The sequence below is a fragment of the Algoriphagus jejuensis genome (genome assembly GCF_039523455.1).
GTDB classification, from domain to species: Bacteria; Bacteroidota; Bacteroidia; order Cytophagales; family Cyclobacteriaceae; genus Algoriphagus; species Algoriphagus jejuensis.
The window spans coordinates 19,601-45,056 of record NZ_BAAAFI010000035.1; the positions used below are offsets into that span (position 1 = coordinate 19,601).

General features: G+C 47.4%; 26 protein-coding genes. 9 read left to right on the plus strand and 17 right to left on the minus strand.

Annotated features, from left to right (window positions below; all coding sequences use genetic code 11):
* On the plus strand, positions 1-768 hold the full coding sequence (locus ABD031_RS14390; protein WP_343852666.1) for an ABC transporter permease: 768 nt from the start codon (positions 1-3) through the stop codon (positions 766-768).
* A 13-nt stretch (positions 769-781) separates the two neighbouring features.
* On the opposite strand, the gene ABD031_RS14395 is transcribed toward ABD031_RS14390, so the two are convergent.
* Positions 782-1,657 (minus strand): PIG-L deacetylase family protein, encoded by an 876-nt coding sequence (locus ABD031_RS14395; protein WP_343852668.1) that lies wholly within the window; start codon positions 1,655-1,657, stop codon positions 782-784.
* 158 nt (positions 1,658-1,815) lie between these two features.
* Here ABD031_RS14395 and ABD031_RS14400 point away from each other — a divergent pair, with 158 nt between their 5' ends.
* The 4 genes from ABD031_RS14400 to can all read left to right on the plus strand — a co-directional run bounded on the left by ABD031_RS14400 (position 1,816) and on the right by can (position 6,147).
* A complete protein-coding gene (locus tag ABD031_RS14400) occupies positions 1,816-3,285 on the plus strand; it encodes a CotH kinase family protein (RefSeq protein ID WP_343852670.1) in 1,470 nt (489 codons plus the stop codon).
* Between the two features lie 293 nt (positions 3,286-3,578).
* The gene (locus ABD031_RS14405) at positions 3,579-3,842 is read left to right on the plus strand and encodes a hypothetical protein (protein ID WP_343852672.1); all 264 of its coding nucleotides are present in this window, start codon (positions 3,579-3,581) and stop codon (positions 3,840-3,842) included.
* Positions 3,843-3,896: 54 nt separating this feature from the next.
* The gene (locus tag ABD031_RS14410; protein WP_343852674.1) at positions 3,897-5,492 is read left to right on the plus strand and encodes a SulP family inorganic anion transporter; all 1,596 of its coding nucleotides are present in this window, start codon (positions 3,897-3,899) and stop codon (positions 5,490-5,492) included.
* Between the two features lie 13 nt (positions 5,493-5,505).
* The gene (gene can, locus ABD031_RS14415; protein WP_343852676.1) at positions 5,506-6,147 is read left to right on the plus strand and encodes a carbonate dehydratase; all 642 of its coding nucleotides are present in this window, start codon (positions 5,506-5,508) and stop codon (positions 6,145-6,147) included.
* A 235-nt stretch (positions 6,148-6,382) separates the two neighbouring features.
* Here the strand turns inward: can and ABD031_RS14420 are convergent, their stop codons facing one another.
* Positions 6,383-7,300 carry an AraC family transcriptional regulator gene (locus ABD031_RS14420; RefSeq protein ID WP_343852678.1) on the minus strand — a complete coding sequence of 306 codons (918 nt, stop codon included), beginning with the start codon at positions 7,298-7,300 and terminating at the stop codon, positions 6,383-6,385.
* A 164-nt stretch (positions 7,301-7,464) separates the two neighbouring features.
* Here ABD031_RS14420 and ABD031_RS14425 point away from each other — a divergent pair, with 164 nt between their 5' ends.
* Complete coding sequence (locus ABD031_RS14425; RefSeq protein ID WP_343852680.1) at positions 7,465-9,072, plus strand: fucose isomerase; 1,608 nt, start codon at positions 7,465-7,467, stop codon at positions 9,070-9,072.
* Positions 9,073-9,605: 533 nt separating this feature from the next.
* On the opposite strand, the gene ABD031_RS22395 is transcribed toward ABD031_RS14425, so the two are convergent.
* Together ABD031_RS22395 and ABD031_RS14435 are read right to left on the minus strand one after the other, a co-directional pair.
* Positions 9,606-9,818 (minus strand): DUF4180 domain-containing protein, encoded by a 213-nt coding sequence (locus ABD031_RS22395; protein WP_425542767.1) that lies wholly within the window; start codon positions 9,816-9,818, stop codon positions 9,606-9,608.
* A gap of 11 nt (positions 9,819-9,829) precedes the next feature.
* A complete protein-coding gene (locus ABD031_RS14435; RefSeq protein ID WP_343852682.1) occupies positions 9,830-10,048 on the minus strand; it encodes a DUF4287 domain-containing protein in 219 nt (72 codons plus the stop codon).
* 236 nt (positions 10,049-10,284) lie between these two features.
* Between ABD031_RS14435 and bla the strand changes: the two genes are divergently transcribed.
* Positions 10,285-11,025 carry a subclass B1 metallo-beta-lactamase gene (gene bla, locus ABD031_RS14440; RefSeq protein WP_343852684.1) on the plus strand — a complete coding sequence of 247 codons (741 nt, stop codon included), beginning with the start codon at positions 10,285-10,287 and terminating at the stop codon, positions 11,023-11,025.
* Positions 11,026-11,242: 217 nt separating this feature from the next.
* On the opposite strand, the gene ABD031_RS14445 is transcribed toward bla, so the two are convergent.
* Positions 11,243-12,079 (minus strand): maleylpyruvate isomerase N-terminal domain-containing protein, encoded by an 837-nt coding sequence (locus tag ABD031_RS14445; RefSeq protein ID WP_343852686.1) that lies wholly within the window; start codon positions 12,077-12,079, stop codon positions 11,243-11,245.
* 315 nt (positions 12,080-12,394) lie between these two features.
* On the opposite strand from ABD031_RS14445, the gene ABD031_RS14450 reads away from it, so the two are divergent.
* Positions 12,395-13,345, plus strand: coding sequence for a fasciclin domain-containing protein (locus tag ABD031_RS14450; protein ID WP_343852688.1), 951 nt, complete (start codon positions 12,395-12,397; stop codon positions 13,343-13,345).
* 268 nt (positions 13,346-13,613) lie between these two features.
* On the opposite strand, the gene ABD031_RS14455 is transcribed toward ABD031_RS14450, so the two are convergent.
* The 6 genes from ABD031_RS14455 to ABD031_RS14480 all read right to left on the minus strand — a co-directional run bounded on the left by ABD031_RS14455 (position 13,614) and on the right by ABD031_RS14480 (position 17,250).
* Positions 13,614-13,895, minus strand: a complete 282-nt coding sequence (locus ABD031_RS14455) for a hypothetical protein (RefSeq protein WP_343852690.1) — start codon at positions 13,893-13,895, stop codon at positions 13,614-13,616.
* A gap of 13 nt (positions 13,896-13,908) precedes the next feature.
* Entirely contained in the window at positions 13,909-14,373 is a 465-nt protein-coding gene (locus tag ABD031_RS14460) for a hypothetical protein (RefSeq protein WP_343852692.1), read from the minus strand.
* A gap of 25 nt (positions 14,374-14,398) precedes the next feature.
* Positions 14,399-15,232, minus strand: a complete 834-nt coding sequence (locus tag ABD031_RS14465) for a PAS domain S-box protein (protein WP_343852694.1) — start codon at positions 15,230-15,232, stop codon at positions 14,399-14,401.
* A gap of 130 nt (positions 15,233-15,362) precedes the next feature.
* Positions 15,363-15,698 carry a HopJ type III effector protein gene (locus tag ABD031_RS14470; protein WP_343852696.1) on the minus strand — a complete coding sequence of 112 codons (336 nt, stop codon included), beginning with the start codon at positions 15,696-15,698 and terminating at the stop codon, positions 15,363-15,365.
* A gap of 231 nt (positions 15,699-15,929) precedes the next feature.
* The gene (locus ABD031_RS14475; protein ID WP_343852698.1) at positions 15,930-17,048 is read right to left on the minus strand and encodes a porin; all 1,119 of its coding nucleotides are present in this window, start codon (positions 17,046-17,048) and stop codon (positions 15,930-15,932) included.
* Entirely contained in the window at positions 17,026-17,250 is a 225-nt protein-coding gene (locus tag ABD031_RS14480) for a potassium transporter TrkG (RefSeq protein WP_343852700.1), read from the minus strand. Before ABD031_RS14480 ends, ABD031_RS14475 begins: the two co-directional genes overlap by 23 nt.
* 68 nt (positions 17,251-17,318) lie before the next feature.
* Here ABD031_RS14480 and ABD031_RS14485 point away from each other — a divergent pair, with 68 nt between their 5' ends.
* Entirely contained in the window at positions 17,319-18,893 is a 1,575-nt protein-coding gene (locus ABD031_RS14485; RefSeq protein WP_343852702.1) for a sulfatase, read from the plus strand.
* A gap of 2 nt (positions 18,894-18,895) precedes the next feature.
* Here ABD031_RS14485 and ABD031_RS14490 read toward each other — a convergent pair whose 3' ends face one another.
* The 6 genes from ABD031_RS14490 to ABD031_RS14515 all read right to left on the minus strand — a co-directional run bounded on the left by ABD031_RS14490 (position 18,896) and on the right by ABD031_RS14515 (position 24,676).
* Positions 18,896-19,429, minus strand: a complete 534-nt coding sequence (locus ABD031_RS14490) for a hypothetical protein (RefSeq protein WP_343852704.1) — start codon at positions 19,427-19,429, stop codon at positions 18,896-18,898.
* Between the two features lie 69 nt (positions 19,430-19,498).
* Positions 19,499-20,149 carry an NAD-dependent epimerase/dehydratase family protein gene (locus ABD031_RS14495; protein WP_343852705.1) on the minus strand — a complete coding sequence of 217 codons (651 nt, stop codon included), beginning with the start codon at positions 20,147-20,149 and terminating at the stop codon, positions 19,499-19,501.
* A gap of 108 nt (positions 20,150-20,257) precedes the next feature.
* Positions 20,258-20,947: an SCO family protein gene (locus tag ABD031_RS14500; RefSeq protein WP_343852707.1), complete on the minus strand. Its 690-nt coding sequence runs from the start codon at positions 20,945-20,947 to the stop codon at positions 20,258-20,260.
* Positions 20,948-20,951: 4 nt separating this feature from the next.
* Positions 20,952-21,725, minus strand: coding sequence for a formylglycine-generating enzyme family protein (locus ABD031_RS14505; protein ID WP_343852709.1), 774 nt, complete (start codon positions 21,723-21,725; stop codon positions 20,952-20,954).
* On the minus strand, positions 21,726-23,180 hold the full coding sequence (gene nirK / locus ABD031_RS14510; RefSeq protein ID WP_343852711.1) for a copper-containing nitrite reductase: 1,455 nt from the start codon (positions 23,178-23,180) through the stop codon (positions 21,726-21,728). It lies immediately after the preceding gene.
* A 326-nt stretch (positions 23,181-23,506) separates the two neighbouring features.
* Complete coding sequence (locus ABD031_RS14515) at positions 23,507-24,676, minus strand: MFS transporter (protein WP_343852713.1); 1,170 nt, start codon at positions 24,674-24,676, stop codon at positions 23,507-23,509.
* Positions 24,677-25,456 lie beyond the last annotated feature (780 nt).

The window sequence follows — 25,456 nt, forward strand, 5'->3', positions numbered from 1 at the left end:
ATGCGAAAGCTTTTAAAATATGCCCTGTACGACATTCTCAAGTCCAGATTTGCCCTCATCTACACCGTGTTTCTCGCCTTGGTGGCGATCTCGACTTACCAGGTGACCGAGGATATGAGCAAAGTCTCCCTGAGTTTGATGAACATCCTGATCATGATCGTGCCCCTGATCTCGGCGGTCTTTGCCACGACACATTTCTACAATAACCTCGAGTTTATCGAACTGATGCTTGCGCAGCCGGTGCGTCGCTCGCAGGTCTTTTTTAGCCAACTGTTGGCGGTGGTCTGCATGCTGAGCCTATCGATTATCCTGGGTTTCGGATTGCCGATGGTGCTTTGGGGTGCAGACAGTAGTTTGATCATGTTGCTGGTGGTGGGGATTATCCTGAGTGCGGTATTTACCGGGTTTGCCTTTTTGGCAAGTGTGCTCACCCGGGACAAAGCCAAGGCGATAGGAATCAGTCTAGCACTGTGGATTTTCTTCTCTCTGGTTTACGATGGGCTGGTGCTGTATATCATTTACACCTTTGCAGACTATCCTTTAGAGAAAGCAACGCTCGCCATGGTCATGCTCAATCCGGTCGATCTGGGGAGGATATTGATGCTTTTGCAGTTGGATATATCCGCGTTGATGGGCTATACCGGAGCGTTCTTTAAGCAATTCTTTTCCGGTAATTTGGGGACAATCCTAGCCATCGGCACCTTGGCGATCTGGATCCTTGTCCCAAACTATGCGGCGATGAGCGTATTCAAAAAGCGGGATTTCTAGAGATTAGGCTTGCCTATTTCAGCATCGGAAAGAGGCGCTTCAGTTCTTCTTTGTCCGGCTGTGTTCCGTACTCGCAGATTTCGAAAGCCTCAGCATATTGGACATTGCCAGCTTTTTTGGCCCCATACCATTCTTCCAATGCTTTGACTACAGCAGGATTCGGAGCAGAAGTTCGCTTCGATTTGAGCCAGGCTTTGCGTTCTTCTTTTCCCGAAGGGATCGGGTCGGAGTCATTGGAGATCCAAGGGAGCCATTCGTAAAACTGCGAAACATGCGCATCCAAAGCCTCAATTTTTTTGTCAATCACCGAGCTGATGTCGATTGCAATATCTGGCTCAAAAGGATTGGGTTTCTGGAAATGATCCTGGTAGTAGAGGAAAACCGGGTTTTTGCGAAGGGGAGGAGTATCTGCGGCGATGTTGGGAACCCCAACCATAAATGCCGCATCCTGCACCAAAATCCCGGTGTAGCGATGGTCAGGGTGGTAGTCGTTGGAGCGGGGAGCAAGGACTACGTCAGCATCCCATTCGCGGATTTTGCGAATGATGTCGAGGCGGATTTCCAAGGTAGGGAGTAGTTCCCCGTCGTGGTTGTCTAAGACGTCATAAGTCACTCCAAGCCGTCTGGCCACTTCCTGAGTTTCCTCATAGCGCCGCTTGGCGAGCATACCGCCGCCCATCTCCATGTGGCCGGCATCGCCATTGGTAACGGAGAGAAATTTAACCTCATGCCCCAGTGCGACAAACAGTGCCGCTGTTCCTCCCGCTTTGATGTCGCAATCGTCCGGATGGGCACCGATCATTAAGATTCGAAGGGGTTTCTCCTGAGAAAAGCCTATGGTGTGTAGGCCGAAGATCAACGCAAAAATCAAAGTCAGGGACGATTTCATAGGATTGGGTTTACGGTGTAAAAAGCTAATAAAAGCCGAGCCGAAAACCTACACGAATCGGCGACAACGCTTTTTGGCATTAGACTATTCTGACTGGAGCGCTGATTGAGTCCAATGTCTCCTGCGAAAAAGATTTACTTTTGGACAAAATAAAATTTATGAAAAAGAGGTTCTTGAACCCCATCGCGCTCATATTTCTTTGGACTGCTTCGTCGGTATTTTTTGTCTCTTGCGAAGAGCCAGTTGAGCAGCCGATTCCCAAAGGAGACGATGGGCAAGTCTTTGCAATCGATACCGATGACAGCGAGATTCCCTATTTGGTGATAGATAGCAGGGGAGCTGGGATCCCGTACGAGCCTGGAGTCTCTGCTCAGCTCAAGATTTATATCGAGAAAAAACTTATCCAAGAACAACCCATCGATATAGAGTTCAGAGGCAAGACTTCTTTTCGTCTTTCGGATAAAAAGGGGTTTAATTTTGAGAGCATCGATGCATCCGGGGAAGGTGTGGATGTTTCTTTTTTCGGGCTACCGGAGGAGGAGGACTGGCGGCTGATCGGACATGTGGTCAACATTCAGGAAAAATTCATCTGGGACCACAGTCTGATTTACAATTTTGTCGGCTACGAGATTTCAAATAGTATTGGGAAGTATGCCAGCCGTGGGAAATTTGTGGAGATGGAGGTTAATGGGGAGTATTTGGGACTTTACTATTTCTGCGAAAAGCTGAAGCGTAGTTCCGAGCGGATCGACATCAAATCGCTGAATTCAAGTTCGACCAATCTGAGTGGTGGATATATTCTAAAGATTGACAAATCAGATGCGGGGCCTGAGCACGATGGGAAACCTATTTCTTATTTCCTGAACAATTGGTCTGACGATGCAGCATATACGTTTCAAAACAGCTTCCGCAGTGAGTTTGATGTCTTTGGAAATCCGTTGCAATTCCCAGCCTTTGGAGATCCATTTCATCCACAGCAATATCTGGAGACATATTTTACCTACGAATACCCAAAAGCTGAAGACATCACCCCAGCACAGAAAGAGTATATAGCAGCCTTTGTCGAGCGCTTTGAGTCAGCGCTGTTGGAGGATGATTTCAACTTGGGTGAGCGAACTTATACCGAGTTTATCGACATCGGCTCTTTTGTGGATTATTTCATCCTCTCGGAGCTAACCAGGAATGTAGATGCCTATCGGATTAGCACTTATCTCGAAAAAGACAGAGATGGAAAGCTGGCTATGGGGCCGATTTGGGACATGAATATTGGATTTGATGAGGGAGGCCGGATACCCATGAATGACTGGGTGGTCAACTATAATGAGTACGCACCAACTGATCCCTGGCAGGTCCCCTTTTGGTGGAGTAGGTTGATGGAAGATCCGGAGTTTAAATCCGCGGTGAAGAATCGTTGGACATCGCTCCGCTTGACTTTTCTCTCTACTGGCCAATTAAACACACTGGTGGACACTACGGTCAACTATCTTCAGCAAAATGGTGCGGTGTCAAGAAATTACGCCAAATGGGACAAAGGTATCGGAGTGAATTACGACCAATCGATCGTTGATCTCAAGAGATTTTTGGGTGAGAGAACAAGTTGGATGGATCGTGAAATCGCTAAGTTTTAGAAAACAGCTATCTGGTTTTCTTCCGAGCAGCAAGATCGAAAACGTCTGATTTCAGATTTTTTTCCGAAATAGTTAGCCCTCAATTTGACACTTAAGGTCGGGCTACTTGCAGAGATTTCGATTAAAGAAAAGTTAGCCGTCAGTGGAAAACTTCCGCGATATTTGAATATTTGAAACTATTTTTGTCAACTTGGGTTTGGGTACATTGTCAATGAACTCGAGGCTTCTCGAAAAACCATTTCTCAGAAGAGCATCATTACGTGAAGAAAATCCTGATTTTATTAAGTTTTTCTATGGCAATCCATTTGGTTGCCTGCACGAGCTATAGCCTCATTTTGTTGAATGCAGAGGAACAGGTAGAGAATGTCGGCATGCAGCAGTTGCTTGAGGAAGAGGTGCTTAAGAAAAGTGATTTCATCCGATCCGCGTTTTTACTCCAAAATCCTTTTCGGGAAAAATTTTTTACTTCCTATTTCAATGAGAATTCCGGCGGATTCTCCAGCTATGTGCAGGAGATCCATGTCCCGCCGCCCAATTTTTTCCCGGTTATATCTTAGTATCCGGTTTCAGAAGCCTTTTCTGAGCTAACATTCTCATTCAAAATTCAAAGTATGACATCTTTATTCAAGCATGTCGGCAAAGATTTGTCGGCGAGCATTGTAGTGTTTTTTGTGGCACTGCCACTTTGCCTGGGCATTGCCTTGGCCAGCGGAGCTCCGCTGTTTTCTGGACTGATTGCTGGAATCATCGGCGGTGTGGTGGTCGGGTCTCTGAGTGGTTCTGCCCTGGGAGTGAGCGGACCAGCGGCTGGGTTGGCGGTGATTGTATTGACTGCCATCGGCACACTGGGGAGTTTTGAGAATTTCCTGTTGGCAGTGATTCTGGCGGGAGCTATCCAGATTGTATTGGGTGTTTTGAAAGCAGGAGTGATCGGCTATTATTTTCCCAGCGCAGTGATCAAAGGAATGCTTGCTGCGATCGGGATTATCATTGTCCTCAAGCAGATTCCCCATGCTTTCGGGCATGATACTGATTTCGAAGGTGACGAAAACTTTGTGCAGGCCGATGGAGAAACCACCTTCTCGGCGTTGACTTCTTTGTGGGATTCAGTGACGCCTGGCGCAATAGTATTATCCATTTTTTCTCTTTTCATTCTGATCTTGTGGGACAAGGTGCTATCTAAAAAACACCAGATATTCAAGTTGATCCCCGGTCCCTTGGTGGCTGTAGTGGTGGGTTTGATCTTCACCAGCGTTGTTCCTCAAGACTCTTACCTCTATATCGGGGCTTCTCACTTGGTTAATGTACCAATTCCACAAAACTTAGACGGGTTTATCGGGCAGTTTACCTTGCCGAATTTCGGAGCTATTACGAACCTCGAAGTCTGGACTGTCGCGTTTACTCTGGCGGTAGTGGCGAGTTTGGAGACTTTGCTCTCCGTGGAAGCGGCCGACAAGATCGATCCGGATAAGCGAGTCACTCCGACCAACCGGGAGCTTTTGGCCCAAGGAACCGGAAATATCCTTTCTGGTTTGATCGGTGGTATTCCGGTTACGCAGGTGATCGTCCGATCCTCTGCCAATGTGATGTCCGGCGGGAAAACCAAGTTGTCGACCATTTTCCATGGGTTGTTTCTGCTCTTGGCAGTGATCTTGATTCCTGCATTGCTGAATAAAATCCCATTGGCGGTCTTGGCAGCGGTTCTGCTGATGGTTGGGTTTAAACTTGCCAATCCGGCCATGTTCAAGTCCATGTACCGATTAGGCAAGGCTCAGTTTCTGCCGTTCATCGTGACGGTGCTCGGAGTGGTTTTTACCGATATCTTGGTAGGGATTTCAATGGGGATGGTCGTTGCTGTGATTATGATTTTGATCGAAAATTATAAAAACTCACATTTCTTGCATGTCGAAAAGAATTCCAGCTCGGATAGCCACGTGACGATGACCTTAGCCGAGGAACTGTCTTTTCTCAACAAAGGGGCTATTTTGCGTGAGCTGAGTAATCTTCCCGATGGGACTTTTCTGGAATTGGATGTCCGAAAGACCATCCGGATGAACTACGACGTGATCGAGATTTTGGACGATTTTACTTCTAAAGCAAAAGAGCGGAACATTCGCATCAAACTAATTACAAACAAAGGGGCGGAGGAAAATCTGGAAAGTTACAGTGCCTATTTCGGCGTCAATGCCCCCGGTTCTTCACACTAAAAACTCAAATAAAATGAACGATTCTTTCTACAAAAGTCTACTAGACAATAACAAAAAATGGGTTGCCACTAAGCTGGATATGGACCCTGAGTATTTCCAAAGATTGGCCAACGGTCAGCAACCACCGTTGCTTTGGATCGGATGCGCCGATAGCCGGGTGCCTGCCAACGAAATCATAGGCGCCCAGCCAGGCGAGGTGTTTGTTCACAGAAACATCGCCAACATGGTCATCCACTCAGACATGAATATGCTCAGCGTGCTTGATTATGCAGTGAATGTATTGAAAGTGAAGCATATCATCGTCTGCGGACATTATGGCTGCGGGGGGGTGAAAGCCGCCATGGGTCAGGATGCGATCGGGCTGATCGACAACTGGATCAGACACATCAAGGATGTCTATCGCTTTCATCATGCGGAACTGAACGAAATCAAAGACGAAGCTGAACGCTTCAACCGATTTGTAGAACTGAACGTGATCGAGCAGGTACACGACTTGGCGAAAACATCTATCGTGCAGGGAGCTTGGCGCAATAACGCCGAACTCACAATCCACGGTTGGGTGTATGGTGTAGGTTCTGGCGTTATCAAGGATTTGGGTGTAAATATCGAGTCTAACGATACTTTGGATGCTGTTTATCAGTTGAATATCAAGTAAGTTCGAGGTATCGAGTACCAAGTGCCAAATACAAAGTAGCGCAGCCGTCTTTGATGCCTCGCTTCATTAAATTACCAGACTCCGGGGCGATTGTTTCCGGAGTTTTTTGTTGACGTGAGGATGGGATTGTCATGCTTCTCCAGACGCTGGACTTAGATTTCTCCGCGGCTCTCCGTCTTTGAGAGAGCTAATTTGATTGACCGCGGAGAAGCCTAAGATGAGAAGATCAATCCGATCACCTGTGGTGTAGTTGAACTGCCTTGCTTCTACGCGTAATCTTCAGACCGGTAGCGATGCTTTTTTTGTAGACATGTGGCGTCATTCCGGTGACTTTTTTGAAGTGGCGGTAAAAACTACTGACGTTTTGAAAGCCATATTCCGAACTGATAGTTTCCAGGGGAAGGCGATCTTCGAGAATTCGCCTACATACGTTCGAAATCCTCACTTCGATTAAAAACTCGAAGAAAGACTTATTGGTCATCTTTTTGAAATACCGGCAAAAGCTCGTGACACTGAGGTTGGCAATGGAGGCCATCTGTACCAGCGTGATGTTTTCCCGGAAATGCTCCATCACATAGGAATAGATTTTTTCCAGGCGTTCCATTTCCGAGAGGTTGTGAAGATGACTAAATGAATAGCCGGGTGAAATGGTTTCGATATCCTGGGATTCCGCAAGGATATTAAGAATCTGAAGGAGGTAAATCAGCCTGTCCAGCTGTGCGGCTTCAAGGAGTGCATCCAGCAGGCGGCTGATTTTTTCTTTGGTTTCTCCGGAGATTTTTAGGCCTTTTTTAGCTTTTTCAAAAAGGATCGGGATGGGCTGTGCCTCGGGGAGTTCCAAGAAGTTTTTGCCCAGACAGTTGGGAGAAAAATGTAGCACCACCGCTTCGGCCTGCACATCGGGGTTACCTTGGAAATATTCCTGACTGCATCTCCAAGAGTGGGGAAGGTTTTCGCCCAAGAGTATCAAATCCCCGTCCGAAAATCCGCTGACTGTCTCGCCAATGTATTGGATGCCTTGACCTTTGATGATGAAATGCAACTCCAATTCCGGATGATAGTGCCACAGCGTACCGAAATTGGGTTTTCGGTCATGTCGGATCGCAAAGGAGTGGGCCAGTCCGATGGGAACTTTGTGAAAATGCGGCTTCATAGCGGGAATTGATTTGAATTGAATACTGCCAATCCTGCACCGATGGACTATGCTACGCGAAAAATTCATGATAAGATCGTATAGTTTTTTGCTAAAAACAGATAAATCGGCTACCCCGTAAATGCTCATCTTTGCTTGATTTATCGGCAAAAATCCAAACACACATGACTGCAAACAGAACGATACAAGTGGTGGCTAGCGGCGACCTTCGCCTCTCCTCCAACCGCGTGGGCTGGAAATATCAGGAAGCCATGGAAGCTAAATTGGCCACTGCGCTGCATAAGCTGGGTTTCGAAATCCACCGCGGTCACCCAGTCGATCCGGTGAAGCAGCATGGATTTATTGACTCTCAAAAGATGGGGCTGGAGGTTTTTCGCAACCTCGACCCTCAGGCTCCGATCATCGTGGCGGAGAGCGTTTGGCAGTATTCCCACCACGTACTTCCGGGCTTGACTACGCACAAAGGGCCGATTCTCACCCTGGCCAATTTTGACGGTTCGTCCTCAGGGTTGGTCGGTTTGCTCAACCTCAATGGTTCTTTGACTAAGGCTGGTGTAGCGTATAGCACGCTTTGGAGCGTTGATTTTGAGGATGATTTTTTCGTGGGAAAATTGGAAGAATGGCTGAACAATGGCGTGATCACTCACGACGAGTCCCATGTGGTACCTTTCGGATCTATTGCTGTGGATACGGCAGTGAAGGCGGAGGCAAACGCTTTCGCCGCGGATTTCCAGCGGAAAAAAGCGATCATGGGCGTCTTTGACGAAGGCTGCATGGGCATGTTCAATGCCATCGTGCCTGATAAATTGTTGAATGCACTTGGGCTGTTCAAAGAGCGTCTGAGCCAATCTTCGCTCTATGCCGAAATGCTCAAAGTCACTGATTCCGAAGCTGAGGAAATACTGACTTGGTTGCTGGCGAAAGGCATGAAATTCAACTGGGGGACAAACCCGGAGACTGAATTGACTAAGCAGCAAACGCTGGAGCAGTGCAAGATGTACATCGCAGCGCTTCGAATTGCCGATGAATTTGGCTGCGAGACGATTGGTATTCAATACCAGCAAGGTCTGAAGGATCTCGTTGCCGCCAGTGATTTGGTTGAAGGTCTTCTTAATAATGTCAATCGACCGCCGGCATTCAGTCAGGACGGAAGAGAGCTTTTCGCAGGCAAGTCCATGCCTCACTTCAACGAGGTGGATGAATGTGCTGGAATTGACGCGCTGATTACCACGCAGCTTTGGGAGAAACTCGGGCTTTCTCCGGAAAATACACTTCATGACATCCGTTGGGGAGAGAACTTTTCCCTGAATGGAAAAGAAGAGTTTGTCTGGGTCTTTTTGATCTCAGGTGCAGCTCCGCCGGAGCACTTTATCGGAGGATATGCCGGTGCCGAAAGCGACCGACAGCCGCCGATGTATTTCCAAAAAGGGGGAGGTAGTTTGAAGGGAGTTTCCAAACCGGGGCCAATCGTATGGAGTCGAGTTTATATAGAAAATGACCAGCTTTGCGCTGATTTGGGAGTAGGCGAAGCGGTCTTCCTGCCAGAGGCAGAAACGAAAAGACGCTGGGACGCAACGACTCCAGCCTGGCCGATCATGCACGCGGTGCTGCCGGGAATCACCCGGGATCAGATGATGGGCAAGCACAAGGCCAACCATATTCAGGTGGCCTACGCCGTAGATCAAGCCTCTGCAATTCACGCCGCTAAACTTAAAGCAGAGGTGTTTGCAGCCTTGGGGATGAACGTATTTTGGTGCGGGGAAAGGCCGTAGGCATGGTTCAGTCGCAGAGATGCGTGAATGAGTAACAAGTAGAAATACGCTGGAATCAAGATATCGAACTTTCCGACTTAAACTAAAAAACAGATTTGTAAATGATCCGTGGTTAGGTGTGAAAAAGTGAATTGACTGATGGAAGCGTTGAATGGTCTACTCTTTAGATTTCGGATTTATCCCGAATCAGGATTTAAAATGAAAAAGGAGGGAGCCTGTCCCGGCGAGTGTGGGAGGAATTTTTCCCAAGAAATCTCACCAGTGAACTGTCGAAAGTTCATAGACGGAAGATTACCCTCATGACCTAAGTTGTACTTGCCTGATCAAAAGATCATACAGAACCAAACCTCCTTTGATTCGAAATGGCACAAACTTGGTCTCGCACGCTAGCAAGAAAGAACCTCAAGCGATTCTGCCAAGGTGCAGACAAAGTTCGCATGCAGGCCTTGATTACTTTCGTAGATAAAGTCGCGGAGGCTTTTGCTCGGGTAGGTAGAGAAGTCCCCAACGATTGTCAGTCGGATGCTGTAGGTCTAAAACTTCTGGAGTACGTCTCCGGCCAGACCCGTCTTGGGGTCAAAAAAATCCGAACTGATGTTTTTGGCGTTGAGGATGACTTTATCGAAACCTTGAAAATACAAATCACCCGTCAGATCCAAGCCCTCTTCGGCGCTATTAAGGATTACCGGATCCGAGATTATTTCTGTTATCGTTGCGCCGGCGACGCAATGAGTTTCAAAAGCCATGTCTGGCTTGGTCAACTGGTTTTTCCCTTAAAATAAGCGAAGATCGCCATCGAATGTCCGTGTCCGAGGTCAAACTCTTCCTTGAGCCATTGGATGACCTGGCCGGCTTTGACTTCGGGCTTGAGAATTCCGTTTTCCAAAAACCCTTTTTCGGTGGCTAGTTCCTTTAGGGCATCCGGTGACTTGCCGGTTTTGGTTTGCACGTTGTCGAGGTAGGCTTGAAAGGACATGGCAATGTGGGGTTTGTGAAGCAGTTTTCTAAAATCTGAATTTATTATCCGGTAGTTCAAATATACTCTTTGCTTTACCGGATTTTGGTTGCGCTTTGCGTCCATTTGGTGGGGGATTACGTCAAGGCAGGTTTCCTCTTTTTGAAAAGAAAGGCAAAAAAATTCTGAGCGAGACGATCACTGCTTGTCAGGATTGCACCCGAAGATTACCTTGTTATTCCATTCAGACCTATACCATGAAGCGTTGTTTTTCCATCACTATTCTACTACTTCTTTTTGCCTTTAAGTATCTCTCTGCGCAAGATTTGAAAGTCCTGTATGAGTCCAATACGCTAAAGATCGAACAAATCAGCCCGAATACATTTGTCCACGTCAGCTACCTGAGTACCGAAGACTTTGGCAAGGTAGCCTGCAATGGGATGATCGTAGTCAACGGGCGAGAGGCGATTGTATTTGACAGTCCGACCGATGCAGAAGGTAGCGAGGAATTGATCACTTGGCTGGAGCAGGAAAGAAAAGTGAAGGTGACCGGAGTGGTCGCTACCCATTTTCACGACGACTGCGTGGGCGGCTTGGACGGGTTTCACTCCAAAGGGATTCCTTCCTATTCTTCTTTGAAAACCATTGAACTGGCGAAGGCGGAGGGGAATCTCATTCCGCAAAACGGATTCAAGAAAAAGCTGGTGTTGAAAGTGGGGAGCCTAACAGTGGTTAACCGGTTTCTGGGAGAAGGGCATACCCGAGACAATATCGTGTCTTATGTGTCAGCGGATCGGGTACTCTTTGGAGGCTGTCTGATCAAGGAACTCAATGCGGGTGTCGGCTATCTTGGAGATGCCAATACGTCCGCTTGGTCGGAAACGGTAGAAAAAGTCAAGACAAGCTTTCCGGAGGTTCGAACGGTGATACCCGGTCATGGAAAGATTGGAGATATAGCACTTTTGGACTATACCATCAAGCTTTTTAGAATAAAATAGCTGAAGGTGCGACCGTCCGTAAACCACAGAACTTCCCACGTCTTCCGGGTAGGTTCGTGCAATAAGCTTCCCTTTATTTTTCCGGTGATGGTGAAGCATATGATTTCTTTTAGTTAAGGCGGGACGTGATTCAACTGAATCGGATTTGGGCAGTTCGGTCACTAGAGTCTCGATATTCGCGTTTTTCAATCAGGGGCTAAGGCTGAGAAATTTAGCGCTAAGCCATAAAAGCGACAATATCCAGGACTTTTCTGCCCAACTTCTGATCCCCCTTGATATCGACAATGTCCAGCACAGCTTCTGGTTTCCAGCTTTTGGAGAAAAGCTTCCAAGCGGTATCAGGTTCCATGGTGACCAGTGTAGTACTCTCTGCGAAAGCTTCCTTGCGAAGCATCCAAATGTGCTCCGTTCGGATTAGGCTCCATGTTCCTCCGATTTCGGAGCTGATCTCCAATGAGACGACTGTTCCGGTTGGGTAGATGATATCTCTAAAAGTGTGTGGAAAAGCCTGCATCAGGCTGTCCAGAAAGGGATGAAAAAACTCCCTTGTCATGATTCCAGGCTTGGCGACAGCTTCACGGATTTGCTGCTGGTGGAGAAACTTTTCCGTATACTCACGAGCGATGTGAAACCAGTTGGGAGATCGGTCTTGTCCAGCCCAAGCGACTGGATATAGGGCGTCCTCCCAAGGATCCAAGGTTTGGAGATGTTCAAAATAGTCCTTTCCGCTGGCTTCCAGCATGGTGGTCAGAATCTGAGGACTTACGCGTTTCATCGCTTTGACCCAAGAGTGATTGAGGGAATTGAGGAAGTCTACCAAGTCTTGGTAGGAATCCATCCTCTCCGGTTTTTCTCCAAAAAAATGATCACGAGAAGTGGAAAGTGAGCGTAGGTTTCCGTCAAGGAGGTGAGCTGCCACGTCCTTGACAGTCCAAAGCTTGGCGACAGTCTGGGCATTCCACTCCTCCTCAGTCAGTGAGCGGAGCAGCTCGATCAGCTTTAGATCCAAAGCTAAAATTAGGTCGATGGTCTCGATGGGAATGATTCTGTCCACAATGGATTTGGCTTAGTTAAACCTTAATTCATCTTCGCCGATTTCTCGGCTTACATTTGATTTCAGCTAAAGTTCGGTGATCTTTTTCACACTCTATCACCTTCAGCTTTGATGTGCGGCGAAAAAAACCGTCGTCGAAATTTCCCTAAAAATTATGCGGCTATAAATGACTTGGATTCGCAGAGATTATTAGGAACGAATGATAATATGTTGACTCATAGGGTGAAACAAGTAATTCTTTGAATTTTTTTTCATCGTTTTTAAAACTATATCGGCACTAGCTGGTTCTCGATACACAACCAATAACCAACTACAATGAAAAATTTAAAATTAAACTCAACAAAGTATTTCACGCTTGCTTTAGCACTTACCATGTTGTTAGGCTTTTCTTCCTGCGAGGATGACGATACGATGCCGGAAGCGGATGATATCGTCGACGTGTTGGAAGATGATTCGAATTTCACAACACTATCTGCAGCAATAGGGGTTGCTGGACTAGATGGGGCACTCCGTGGAACCGGCCCATTCACCATTTTTGCCCCTACTGATGCTGCATTCGGAGATTTTCTAGTAGACAATAGTCTGACGGCTAATGATTTACTTGGAAACGCAGACTTAGCGGACATCTTGAGCTATCATGTTGTTGCGGCAGACGTTCCTTCATCAGCCGTAGCGGCAGGACCTGTTACTTCATTGACAGGAGATAAATTTTATGTGAGTGTCGATCCTAACGGAGGAATTTGGATCAATGGGAATACTATGATCACAGCAGTGGACAAGATGGCTAGTAATGGTGTCATCCATACCCTGGACTATGTGATCACAGCGCCTACGATGAATATTGCAGAGATTGCTATTCAGAGTTCCACCTCTTCTACTCCGCAGTTTACGCAACTGGTTGCGGCGCTGTCCAGAGCCGGGCTAGTCGATGCAGTAAGTGGCGGCGATACTGATAATCTGACGGTTTTTGCACCTACCGACGCAGCCTTCCAGAATTTGTATACCGATCTAGGTGTAAATGGGGTGGATGAAATCGATGTGGATTTACTGAGAAATGTACTCCTATATCACGTAGTTCCAGCCCGAGCATTTTCACAAGATTTACGTGACGGAGCAAGTCTTCCGAGCCTTTTGACTGGGCAGACGTTGTCGGTGGATCTTCCAGGATTGATGATCAATGAAAGTAGTTTGGTGCCGTCCCTGCTTAATATTCACGCTACCAACGGTGTCATTCATGTAATTGACAAAGTACTATTACCAGCGTAAAATGTGATGGGGTTTAGTGTGGAAGCGGGTTTCTTCGGAAATCCGCTTTTTTCTTAGGGGAGTACTTTCGAGTGTTGACGGATGAGGGATAGCAATATGATAAAGCCGCAGGATGATCGCGGTCTTAGTCTTACTAGCGCTTACTTAAAATTCAACTAAGCTTCTATAATTGATTGATTCATGCCAAGATCAACGATTCTTGTCTCTAGGGAAAGGATCAGCTCTTTTTCGAATGAAGCTAAATGTGTCAATCACTCCGCTTTCAGGTTCAACCTATAAAGTGAATTTTGTCGTCCTCAATTTCGGACAAGTCAGCCACTTTGGATTCTGCGATTTCGAAAGTATTTGCATCGTGCGGATTCATTCGTCTCTTGTTCAGTCCTCGTTCGTTAGGTTGGCCCGACTCGGTGATCTGATCTTCAGTGAGACCTTCGTTATAAACCGAAATGAAGTAGTTGTCTGTCACTAACATTCCAGGCAGATTTCCAGCATTTTTTTCTGTGAAAAAAAACTGCTTAGCTTGATCCAGCGGAACGGGTTCAAGCCACATGCTGCGCATGTGTTTATTTCACCCTGACGTATTTCTCGATAATTGTCTGATCTACGCCCAATTCTGGGATAGCTTCCAAACCGGTTTGGATCAGCGTATCCTGCTCGATCGAGACGGTAAATTCGAATTGATGCCCTTCCCAATCCCGATGGTTGAAGTAGTCAAGCTGCTCGATATAGGTGTCATCGTTGAGGGTGTATTTGCCGGCGCCAGCGGAAAACATCGCCGTGGAGTCCTGGCCCTTGTTCAGGTCGTGGCTGATAAAACTGAAATGCGTCTTGTTGATAATCTTGATGAATTCTTGATTTCGCGTATAATCTGTGATCGTCGTGTCATTTCCACGGATAGTCGTGCCGGAGATCAGTTTCCAAGTGCCGACGAGGGAGGGTCCTGCTTCGGGTACTTGTTCGTTTTGGGTGGGAGGGGAGCAGGCGAGCGTGATCGCTGCGAGGGAAAGAGCACATACAAGATGTTTCAAGAGGAAGTGATCGAGTTTTATATTTTCAAAAGGACTGTTGCGGCTTTGTATTCATCTTTTGGGTGATGTCTCTCAGTGCAAGGTCGAGTTCTTCTGCCGATACCTCCAGGGTTTGGAGGAGCGTGAGCTCCTCGGGTTTGTCCAGGTTTTCGGAGTCCTGCAGCAAGCTTGCAATTCCCATGATGCGGGCCAGAGGTGCCCGTACGAGGTGCGACTGTTCGGAAGCGAGTTCTTTGAGTTGCGAGTTGTGAGCCTCCAGCGCCTTGAGAAATCGCACCTCTTCGGTGATGTTTTGGAAGGCAACGATGTATCCCGGAGCCTCGTTTTTGCCAAGCTGAGTGCGTATTCCATAGCCTCGGATGATGATTTCCTCGCCTCTTTTGGTGAGGATGTGTTTTTTGAATACGAAGTCCCTCCGCTGGGTAGCTTCGGCTATCGACCCCAAGGTAATCGCATCCTCCTGCCGCCTCGGCTCCGGTGTATAGTGGTTGATGGGTTTGCCAATCAATTCCTCTGCGGTATAGCCTGTCATTGAGAGGATGTTGCTACTGACCTGGGTGTAGATGCCATCGGTGTCGAATTTTAGGATACCCAGGTTGGGGTTGGAAAAGAGGAGTTCCAGCTCGAGTTTGCGTCGATTGATGCTATCAGTCAGCCTCTTGATGAGGAAATAGAGCATCAGACAAGTGATGCCAACATAGAAAAAACCTTTGTACAGCTGGAATTCGGATAGTTTCCGGATGTCGTCGTTGAACAAGTGCGCCAGGAGTGTGTCGCTGAACAATATCCAAGCGATACCGACTCCCAAATAGGTCAGCGAAATTGCTTTGGCGGAATGGAGGAAGAAATTCTTTGGCATAACACCTCAACTGAAAACTCCGGGTAAAACAAGGGAAGCTGAGGTAAATAAAGTAAAAAAATACGCCAGAACGCAAACGTTTTCTCAGTCTGCGGCCGTCTCGTACAAAATTCACGCCCCTAGGTCGAAGCTACTTAGCCTTCAATGCATCCCCGTCGAAGCGGATTCCTTCCCAGCCTTTGACCATGAAGTTGCGGATGTTTTGATGATCAGTTCCTTCGGGATTGCCCAACACATCTACGCGATAATAGTCTCCGAAAAGTGCCAGCGTTTGGTCCGCTGTGAGGCCGTTTAGCTTTGCAAAGGAGAAAACCTTGCAGCTTCCGTTGTTTTGTCCCGCTTCGTTGACCGTCGTATTGTTTAGAAATCGGGTAGGGGTGAAGTCGTAATTGGCGTCGATGTATTCGATGACTTCGGGGAAGGTGATCGTTTCGGGATGGGCCTCGATGGCTTGCAGTAGGTTCATTTTTATTGTGATTTTACTGCAAATTGGGATTTTTTTTACCAGAAAATTGACTTCAAAAAGTATTTTCCGTCTTCTCTGCTGAATCCAACATATTGAGTTTGGTACAGCTCGGAGATTCCCAACCCCTTATTAGTTCCGTTCAGGTAGAAGTCTGAGATTTCAATTAGGAAGTTCTTGGGTCACTTTTTCTTTGATCTGAAAGCTCTTATCCGATTTGGCGACCAGGCCAGATTAGTGCTCGCCATCAATCCGCTCGAGAAACCGAAAAGCCAGCGAAGTTCCGACGATCCAATTCCGATCTGTAGGCAAATTTTCCGTTGGGAATATGTCGTCTTTACTTCCTAGCCAACGAACTTCCAGACGCCAATTAATCCACTGAGTAGGTGAGTAGTCCAGATTCCAGGAAAACCCGCTTGTTCGAAATCCATTCGGCGTGTCTGTTGAGACGATGACTCCGTTGGCATCTTGGTAGTATTCCGCTCGGAGTGCTGTTTTCCATATTTGATTGAATGCAAATTGGGTGATTATTGTCGGACTAAACCAGACATCGTAGCTTGAGCCACCTTTCGTTTGCTGTTGCGCACCGATGTCAAAGCCAGCGATTAGAGTCATTCGATCGCTTACTTGAATAATACCATAGGTATTGCTGAAGTATCTCATTCTTCTTGTGCTATCAGGGTCGTCGGTTCCCAGAAAGGTACTCCAGTTGAGTGTTACATTCGTTTTCGGACGATAGCTTACTTGCGTACTAAAGGAAGGTAGCGAATTTCCCTCCAGACGCTGGATTCGTTGCCAGCCGTTCACTACCAACCCGGCAACTTCCCAATTTTCATTCAGGCGAAAAGACAATTTGGCACCCGTGAGAAAATAGGGGGAGTTTTCTGCCAACAGTGATCGGGTCAATGTCTTGTCGTCCATTGAAATCGCGCTTTCGAAGCCGATCGGCGAAGGTAAAATGCCCATATCCAGCCACAGACTACTGCTTTTATTGAGCGATATCCCAACGCTGGCTTCGGCAATACTTTTCAAAACCCCTGGCTCTTTGGCATAGTTATCATTCGGATAGGTTCCCGTTTGGAGTGCGAGACTTGCCCTATAGCGGGCTTGGCTAAGGTTCACTTTCAGCAGCCCTAAGTTCAGATTGAACTCGTTGTGCCGATTGTGATTGTATAAAAAAGACTGACGAGAAGTTCCTGTGGGTTGATTGAAATCATAGACGTAAAACAAATCTGCAAATCCAGAGAAGTAGACGGCTGGTTTTTCCTGCCAATCCGACTTCTCCTGCGCCGAAACCCGTAAACTAACCAACGTCAGGAGTAAGAGTGTATTATACCGCAAGATCCGTCTCATCCGCTTTTGATTTGAGTTCGCTTCGACTGGCAAGTATCGCCAAGGCGAAGGTAAGCACACCCAATCGTCCTACAAACATTACAAAAATGAGGACGATTTTACCCCAATAACTCAGGCTGCCGGTGATGTCTGTACCCAATCCCACCGTACCGATCGCCGAGGTGGTTTCGAATAGAATCTGGCTGGAATAGACTCTTTTCAATCGAGAAATCTGCCCCGCTCATCCATTACTTTTTGGTAGAAAAGGACTCTTTGATTTATCTTACCAACATGAAATTTTCTTTGAAACTCGGCATACTTCCCGCGCTTGCTGGGACTTTTTTCTTTGGCAGTCCTATTTTGGCTCAGGACAAGAAACCCAATATTGTTTTCATTGTCGTGGATGATTTGGGATATCATGACCTAGCCGTAACCGGAAGCAAATTCTACGAGACACCCCATGTGGATCGCTTAGCAGAGCACTCCTACCAGTTTGTGCAGGGCTATTCCTCCTCGCCCGTTTGCAGTCCGGCACGTGCCAGCCTGATGCTTGGAGTGACTCCTGCAAGGCATGGGATTACCGATTGGATAGGTGCCGCCGAGGGCGAAAACTGGAGAAAAGCCGGAAGATTTACGAAGCTTTTGCCGCCAAAGTACTCACACCAGTTGGATGCAGATATGACAACCCTGCCGGAAGCGTTAAAAGATGCCGGATACCAGACATTTTTTGCAGGAAAGTGGCATTTGGGTTCTGAAGGATCCTATCCAGAAGATCATGGGTTCGAGATCAATGTTGGGGGTTATCAGTCCGGCAGTCCAATGGGAGGGTATTTTGCTCCCTACGAGAACCCAAAAATGACGCAGGGCCCCGATGGAGAAAATCTCAGCATGCGGCTGGCCAAGGAGACGGCGCAGTTTATCGAAGGCAGTCATGACCGACCTTTTTTCGCCATGCTTTCTTTTTACGCCGTGCATAGCCCGATCCAGACGACTGAGGAGAAGTGGGCTAGATTTCGTGCCAAAGCAGTTCAGGCCGGGGTAGCTGATCAGGGTTATGAGATGGAGCGTCGACTGCCGATCCGGATCGTGCAGGACAATCCCGTCTACGCTGGCTTGGTGGAGGCTATGGATGATGCGGTGGGTCGGGTGATGGAGGCTTTGGAGAAAAGTGGCTTGGCCGAAAACACGGTTGTCGTCTTTACTTCAGATCACGGCGGAGTAGCTTCGGGAGATAATTTTTCTACTTCAAATCTCCCGTTGCGTGGAGGCAAAGGTTACCAATGGGAGGGAGGCCTGAGGGTGCCGTATTTTGTCCACCTGCCCGGACAGACCAAGACTAGAAAAGTGACGACACCTGCGTCCGGAATCGACATTTATCCGACACTGTTGACTTTGGCGGGAGGGAAACCCAACGCGGCGATCGAAGGGATCAACCTGTTGCCGGCGATGCAGGGGAAAAAGGTGGCCGAAAGAAATCTTTTTTGGCACTATCCGCACTACGGCAATCAGGGCGGCGACCCCAGTTCGATCATTCGTCAGGGCAAGTGGAAGCTTATCCACTATTGGGAAGACGGTCACGAGGAGCTCTATAATCTGGAGAAAGATCCGGGGGAAAAGCAAGATTTGGCGCAGCACGAGCCTAAACTCGTGCAGGAGCTTTCGGGCACACTACTAGCTTATTTGGAACAATCAAATGCAAATCGGGCGGCACCAGATCCGGTCTACGATTCGGAATCTGAAAAAGCCTATTTGCTAAAAGTGAGAAACGAACGCTGGCCTGCGTTGGAATCCGACCGAAAAGCCATGCTCCAGCCCACTTGGATGCCTAATGCTGATTGGTGGGGAAGTAAGGTGACGAGGGATTGAACTTACATTTCGCCCCGCAACCACTTTTGGTTTTTTCTTTCCTTTTTGAGGCGTTCGGATTTGGCCTTCACTCCGGTTTTGTTTCGATCCGAATTAAATACGATGTGCATCTCGGTCAGCCAGGAATCCTGACGAATCATCATTCCGTCAAATGGACAGCCCGGATGCCCGCAGTTGTGCTTGGAGTGATCGCCGAAATTGCGGTGCTTAATCTTTTTGTCGGAAAGGATCCGTTCTTGGTTTTTCCGAATCTCATTCCAAACCTGCCGCTCATCCGCCACCGTGAGCTCTTCTCCCAGAGTGGTTAGCTCAAAATAAGTTCTGGGATCTTTGACTTGCAGAAATTCAAAGGTCTTTCCGAAAAATTGGTTGGCATAGTTTCGAACTTCCAATCGGTCTGCCAAGTCAAGATTGTCGTTTTCGCAGATTGAGCGATAGAGGCCCAGCGTATTAAAATCGGAATAGTCCCCGTGACGGTCAATAAAGTAGAAATACTCGGATTTGCTCAGTTCGTTAAACTTGCGGTCGATCTTCATGGGGATTTCTTTTGACTTGAAATGAAAGATAGGGGAGAGGAGTGGAAATAGTGCGAAATCCTACTGCAATTACCTTCCCAACTGCTGGATATCGCTAATTTCCAGCACTTGCTTGCTATAGCCCTGGGTTACGGTTTTAATCATCGCTTTGCCGACATCATTGAGTGAAAGCGTTTTTTTGGGCATGAAAAAAGACAGCATTGCGATAAGTGGTCTGTAGATTCCTTTGACGTTTTTCTGTCCGGGCGCAGGTGTCATGATTCCCGGACGGAAATTGTACTGACCCCGGAAAGGCAGCTTCATTAGCTCGTTTTCTGTTTTACCCTTCACTCTCGCCCACATGGATCTGCCTTGTTCGCTGCTGTCTGTGAGCGCTCCTGTCACGAAGTCAAATACCATCTCCGGATTGAGTTCCGCTAGGATTTTGGCAAAATGAAGTGTGGTAGTCTGGGTGATATGCGTGTAGTCGGCTTCGTTCATCCCCACCGAGCTCACACCCGCGCAATAGAAGCAGGCGTCAAATCCGGTGAGATTTTCCCGATAGGTATCAATCTGGAGAAAATCCGAAACCAAGAGCTCTGAGAATTTCGGATGGGAAATGGAGTAGGGCTTTCGGCTGATGCTGAGCACTTCAGAAACTTGGTCGTTTTCTAGGCATTCCAGCAGGACACCTTCGCCGACCATTCCTGTCGCGCCGGTAAGGATGATTTTGAGGGACATAAGCTTTGAGAGTTTTTTGGGAGAAAACCCAATTTACGCAATAGCTCGGAGGAAGCCAGAGAAGTCCTGTATAGCTAGCTGGAAGGTTCCTTTAACGTGTATTGAAGATTACTCGTTGAGCGATTTGACTTCGTTGACCAGTTTTTCGTGGCTGACTCCGAGACCCTCTTGTTGGTAAGCCAAAATGCCGTTTTTATCAAAAACACTGATAATGTTTGTGTGTGAAAAATCGATAGGAGAGATCTTTTTATACTTCATCGAGAGCACGTTGGAAAACTCCCGCACATCATCTTCCGCGCCTTGTAGCAAGATCCACTGGTCGCCTTCGAGCTGTTGTTCATTGGCGTAGGCTTTTAGCTTTTCAGGGGTGTCTGTTTTTGGGTCGATGCTTACGAGTACGAATTTTGTGCTAGGGTTATCCGTTTTTTCCTTGATATTTCGCATATCCGCAACGAGCCGGGGACAGGCAGCTTCGCAGGAAGTATAGATCATCACGATGATAAGCACATCTCCTTTCAGATCCGACAGCGTAATGGATTCGTTATCCTGCGTCTTCCAGGAGGAAGTCAGGTTAAAAATGGATTCTTCCGAGATCCCGTCTTCCTCCAGGACTGGTTCTTCGATTTCGGCCACGTTGACCAGTTGCATCTTACAGACGGGACAAGTGCCGAGGTGATCGTAGGTTTTGTGCTCCTCACATTTCATCGGGCAGGCGTAGGCCTCGGGTTTGGATTTCGACTGGCAGGCTGCAAAGAATGTAAAAATGCAAAACAGCGGTAGGAAGGATCGGAAGTTCATGAGTCTAGTTGGTTTTGGCACAGCGAAAGCCGAGGTTTTGGATGTTGTAATTGGCCTTGATACTTCCCCGAAACGCATAGCGCATAAATGCCGCATAATCTCTTAGGTTGCTAGCGTTGATGGCTGAGCCGGCACAGAAAAGATCGCGATCCGCGTCTCCGTCTTTTCGGGATTCACCTGAGATTAAGACGCTGTTGAAGTCGCTGGTCCATTCCCAAATCAGGCCATGCATGTCATAGATCCCCCAATAGTTCTTGTAGGTGCTTTTAGTTGGCTTTGAATAGGTGTTGGGCGTTTCGTAGCTGGCTACTATCTGTTGATTGAAGGCACTGTCATTTGCAGCATTGGCCTTGGTCTCGCTGGCTAAGGCAGCGAGCTCCCACTCGTCAATGGTCGGTAGCCGCTTGCCTAGACAGGCACAATAAGCTTTTGCTGCAAACCACGAAACATTCGTCACTGGAGCGAGTGGGTTCATATTTTCTCCCAAACTCAAATCAGTCTTCCAGTTTATCAGGTAGGCTGCATCCGCAAATATTCCTTTGACTTTTGATTTTTGCCATTCCGGATAGTTATTGACGAAGTCCAAATACTGCCCGTTGGTGACTGCATGCTCATCGAGTAGAAAATCATCCACCCAGATTTTGGCGGTGTCCAAGCCGTAGAGGGGGAGGGTATATCCCCCTTTGACAGGCTTCATTGCGGTGGAGGTCTGTCCTAGTATATCCTGAGATAGGATTGCCAAAGCAGATACTGCCAGTAAAAATCTGAGTGGACTCATTTAATGCGTGCTTTTCACTTTGGTGACCATGCTAGGTGTGACTTCTGTGCCGTTGTTTCCCCAACTGTTGTACACGTAGGTGAGCACATTGGCTACTTGTTCGTCGGTCAGGGTCTGGGCGGTCATTACGGAGTTGTAGGTTTTGCCATTTACGGTGATTTCGCCGGTTTTTCCATGCAGCACGATGCTGATCGCTCGATCCACGTCCGCATTTAAGTAGTCGGCATTAGCAAGCGGTGGGAAAGCATTCGGAATACCCTGTCCATTTTCTTGGTGACAAGCAAGGCATGTTTGGGCATATAGGCGTTTTCCAATTTCGATTCTTTCGGATAGAGAGCCGGCAGTAGGAGCTTCGGGAGCACCCTGGTCGCCTGGCATGGTTTGGATCGCACCGCCCTCCGGCTGATAGATTCCTTCTTGGATCGTCCCAGAGTACACTTTTTCATTTTCCGGGCCGGAGACCTTCAGCATGCCTAAGGCTCCCTTGTTGAAAGCACGGAAGATCGCATGGTCTACGAGCACCAAAGTGCCGGGTGCTTCGACTTTAAACTCGACGATAGCAGCGCCTCCGGGGGGAATGAGTGTCGTTTGGATATCATGATTGACGAGTTTGCCACCTTCGACGTGAACTCTGTCAAAGATCTCTCCAATCACGTGAAAGGCCGAACTGAGGTTTGGGCCGCCATTTCCTACAAACAATCGGATCGTTTCGCCCACTTCAGCGGTGATGGCATTGTCTCCGGTGAGTGCATCGGTACTGCCGTTGAAGACCACATAGTCAGCGTCTTCGTCCACGGCTTTTTGCATATCAAAAGGCTGGAGTCCGGGTTCGCCGTTGTTTCCTTTGGTGTAAAAGTCACCCTGCATGATGTAGTATTCCTTGTCTACGATCGGGTACCCACCAGCTGGCTCGACCAAGATCAGTCCGTACATGCCGTTGGCGATGTGCATGCCGACTGGTGCCGTGGCGCAGTGGTAGACATAGAGTCCTGGATTGAGGGTTTTGAATGAGAAAGTGATTTCGTGCCCTGGGGCGACGAAGGACGAGGAAGCTCCACCTCCGGGCCCAGTCACGGCATGCAAGTCAATATTGTGGGGGAGTTTGTTGTTGGGGTGATTTTTCAGAGTAAACTCCACCTCATCTCCCACGCGAGTGCGGATAAAGCTACCCGGCACGCTTCCCCCGAACGTCCAATAGATATAACTCACTCCGTTGGCCATCTGACCTTCCTGCTCGAGGATCTCCATGTCTAGGATGACTTGCTTGGCGGGTCGACTGCCGACAGGTTCCGGTACATGCGGGGGACTGGTAAGTTGTGCATTGATCTTGCCGGAGATTTCGATCGTCGTATTGTCAGTGCTTTCCTGATTGGGTGATCCACTACAGGAAAAAAGTAATCCCACGCCGCTCAAGAGCAGGATTTGCGATAGGGTTAAGATGGGGGGCTTTTTCATATTCAAAATTTGAAGTGAAATGATCGTGTTATTTTGGGGGTATTCGAATTCGCTTGGGCTTATCCGGGAGATTTCGATTGAAAATTCCGAGATAATGGTGATGCGTTGACTTTGAAAAAGTAAGCATTCAGAGAATGAATAAACATGAGATTAGTGTGAAAAATCCATGATTATTCTCATTGATATTCTGGAGATTAGGATTCGGAGTTCTGCGAAAATTTAAGGGAGTTGTCATGACCCAGTACAGATTTTTTCCAGCCTGCGGATGTCAATCGGGCGGTTTGGGTGTAAAGCTGTCGGCTTCCGATTGTTTTTAAAAGTACACGCTAGGCAATCCCTTTTCTTTTAAAGATCAGGGAGAAAAGTCCAAGAATGGGCCCGATGGCAAGGAGCAAATAGAGGTACTGTGAATCGATCCTGTCGGTAAAAAAGCCGATGAACTGAATGCTGACTATGGTGATCGCAAAACCGATGCAATTTACAATCGTAAGAGAAGTGCCACGCGACTTTTCCGGTGCATTTTTGGCTATCAAAGTTGAAAATAGCGGTGAGTCAGCGACCACGGTAGTCCCCCAGACAAACAGAAAAAGAAGGAACAAAAAAACGGAGTCTGCATATAAAAACAGCGGAGAACTCAGGCAGCAAACACACGAAAGAAATAAAGAGATCGTGGCGATTTTCTTTGCGCCAAACCGCTGAGAGATGATTCCGCTGACGACACAGGAAATTGCCCCGGACGCAATAATCAAAAATGACAAAAGCGGGACATTCAGACCGGCGTTGGTATAACGAATGTTGTAGGTAAGCAACATGACTGGCGTCAGTGCCCAAAACGTATACAGCTCCCACATGTGTCCAAAGTATCCGAATGCAGCGGCTCGAAAATCACGATGCTTGAATCCCTGCAAAAAGGCAGTTATTTTAATTCCCTGTGCCTCTTTTCTAAAGGGGCCGTCGGGAACAAAAAGCAAAATGCTCAAGCCTCCAACGGCAGACAATGCTGTGGTGGTGTAGATGATGTGCCTCCAAGGGAAATCTCCGGTTAAGTTTTTCAACAGATGTGGAAATGCAGTGCCTAGCACCAATGCCCCCACCAAAAAGCCCAGGGATTTTCCAAGCGCGGCTTGATAGTAGTCGGCAGCTATTTTCATCCCGACAGGGTAGATTCCAGCGAGGAAAAAACCTGTCAAAAATCGAAAGAAGAGGATTTGTTGCCCACTAACGCCAGTAAGCGCAATTCCGAGATTGAAGAGGCCCGCTAGCAGTGCGCTGACAAAAAATACCCGTGACGGAGAAAAGCGATCCGATATCGTGAAGATGGCGAATACCAAGGTTCCGACGATAAATCCAAATTGGATGGCACTGGTCAGGTGGGCCAGAAAAATCGGCTTTAAGTCGAAGTCTCGGGCCAGATCAGTGATGACCGAATTGCCGGCAAACCAAAGTGAGGTGCAGAAAAATTGTGCAATAACGATTATGAGTAAGGTCGATTTCATTAATCTTTTGCCTGGATCATGGTTTTTATAATTGCGCAAAGGAGAATTGATTAAAGCGGTTCCTGTCACTTGCACTGCACGGTCGCGTGGAAAAGCAAAAAACAATTTTTAAAAAATACAGACAATAAGCATTTCCTATGTGAGTCAATTTGCCCATTCTGAAGAAAGACAATTTTCTCAAGCCCTGATTGGAAACCAGAGTGTCCAATATCAATTTTTATCGAATAAGTTGTCGTAGGGGAATCACGATTTCCCCTCCTGATAGATTTACTCGGCATTTCATCCGTAATTAAACATTCTGTGCCTTAAAATTCACCGTGAAAATTAATGGTTTGGTTCGGGTAAAAGACTCGGCAAACTCGTTTGGCCCTTATGTGAAAAAGCGCTATTTCGTTTTGCCATCAGTTCCATTAAACAGCACTAATTAAGGAAATTTTATGCATGTAATTTAGTTTCTGGGATTTGATTATCTCCCAGGCCTTGAAGTTAAGCTAAGTGTCGGCGAGGTTTGCTTCATTTCTAAAACAGAGAATCGAATGCTATCTGGTGAAGGCGGTGTAAGCTGGCTTCGACTAGTCTATGATATCAGCGTGAAGGAGCAAGTTTCAGAAAGTAAGTCATCTCCATTTTTTTTTCGCGGTTGATTAGGTTTCCAAATAATCTTGCAGCGTCTGCTGTGAATAATTTAAGGCCTTTAATGAGCATTCCCCCAAAAACGGGACAGTAAATTAAGTTATGATTAACCCCTTAAATTTACTGTGATGACCACACGAAGAAAAT

Bases quoted from the DNA above. Each gene is read 5' to 3' on its own strand.
- ABD031_RS14390 (WP_343852666.1), top strand. From the start codon at position 1: ATGCGAAAGCTTTTAAAATATGCCCTGTACGACATTCTCAAGTCCAGA.
- ABD031_RS14395 (WP_343852668.1), bottom strand. From the start codon at position 1,657: ATGAAATCGTCCCTGACTTTGATTTTTGCGTTGATCTTCGGCCTACAC.
- ABD031_RS14400 (WP_343852670.1), top strand. From the start codon at position 1,816: ATGAAAAAGAGGTTCTTGAACCCCATCGCGCTCATATTTCTTTGGACT.
- ABD031_RS14405 (WP_343852672.1), top strand. From the start codon at position 3,579: ATGGCAATCCATTTGGTTGCCTGCACGAGCTATAGCCTCATTTTGTTG.
- ABD031_RS14410 (WP_343852674.1), top strand. From the start codon at position 3,897: ATGACATCTTTATTCAAGCATGTCGGCAAAGATTTGTCGGCGAGCATT.
- can (WP_343852676.1), top strand. From the start codon at position 5,506: ATGAACGATTCTTTCTACAAAAGTCTACTAGACAATAACAAAAAATGG.
- ABD031_RS14420 (WP_343852678.1), bottom strand. From the start codon at position 7,300: ATGAAGCCGCATTTTCACAAAGTTCCCATCGGACTGGCCCACTCCTTT.
- ABD031_RS14425 (WP_343852680.1), top strand. From the start codon at position 7,465: ATGACTGCAAACAGAACGATACAAGTGGTGGCTAGCGGCGACCTTCGC.
- ABD031_RS22395 (WP_425542767.1), bottom strand. From the start codon at position 9,818: ATGGCTTTTGAAACTCATTGCGTCGCCGGCGCAACGATAACAGAAATA.
- ABD031_RS14435 (WP_343852682.1), bottom strand. From the start codon at position 10,048: ATGTCCTTTCAAGCCTACCTCGACAACGTGCAAACCAAAACCGGCAAG.
- bla (WP_343852684.1), top strand. From the start codon at position 10,285: ATGAAGCGTTGTTTTTCCATCACTATTCTACTACTTCTTTTTGCCTTT.
- ABD031_RS14450 (WP_343852688.1), top strand. From the start codon at position 12,395: ATGAAAAATTTAAAATTAAACTCAACAAAGTATTTCACGCTTGCTTTA.
- ABD031_RS14455 (WP_343852690.1), bottom strand. From the start codon at position 13,895: ATGTGGCTTGAACCCGTTCCGCTGGATCAAGCTAAGCAGTTTTTTTTC.
- ABD031_RS14465 (WP_343852694.1), bottom strand. From the start codon at position 15,232: ATGCCAAAGAATTTCTTCCTCCATTCCGCCAAAGCAATTTCGCTGACC.
- ABD031_RS14470 (WP_343852696.1), bottom strand. From the start codon at position 15,698: ATGAACCTACTGCAAGCCATCGAGGCCCATCCCGAAACGATCACCTTC.
- ABD031_RS14475 (WP_343852698.1), bottom strand. From the start codon at position 17,048: ATGAGACGGATCTTGCGGTATAATACACTCTTACTCCTGACGTTGGTT.
- ABD031_RS14485 (WP_343852702.1), top strand. From the start codon at position 17,319: ATGAAATTTTCTTTGAAACTCGGCATACTTCCCGCGCTTGCTGGGACT.
- ABD031_RS14490 (WP_343852704.1), bottom strand. From the start codon at position 19,429: ATGAAGATCGACCGCAAGTTTAACGAACTGAGCAAATCCGAGTATTTC.
- ABD031_RS14495 (WP_343852705.1), bottom strand. From the start codon at position 20,149: ATGTCCCTCAAAATCATCCTTACCGGCGCGACAGGAATGGTCGGCGAA.
- ABD031_RS14500 (WP_343852707.1), bottom strand. From the start codon at position 20,947: ATGAACTTCCGATCCTTCCTACCGCTGTTTTGCATTTTTACATTCTTT.
- ABD031_RS14505 (WP_343852709.1), bottom strand. From the start codon at position 21,725: ATGAGTCCACTCAGATTTTTACTGGCAGTATCTGCTTTGGCAATCCTA.
- nirK (WP_343852711.1), bottom strand. From the start codon at position 23,180: ATGAAAAAGCCCCCCATCTTAACCCTATCGCAAATCCTGCTCTTGAGC.
- ABD031_RS14515 (WP_343852713.1), bottom strand. From the start codon at position 24,676: ATGAAATCGACCTTACTCATAATCGTTATTGCACAATTTTTCTGCACC.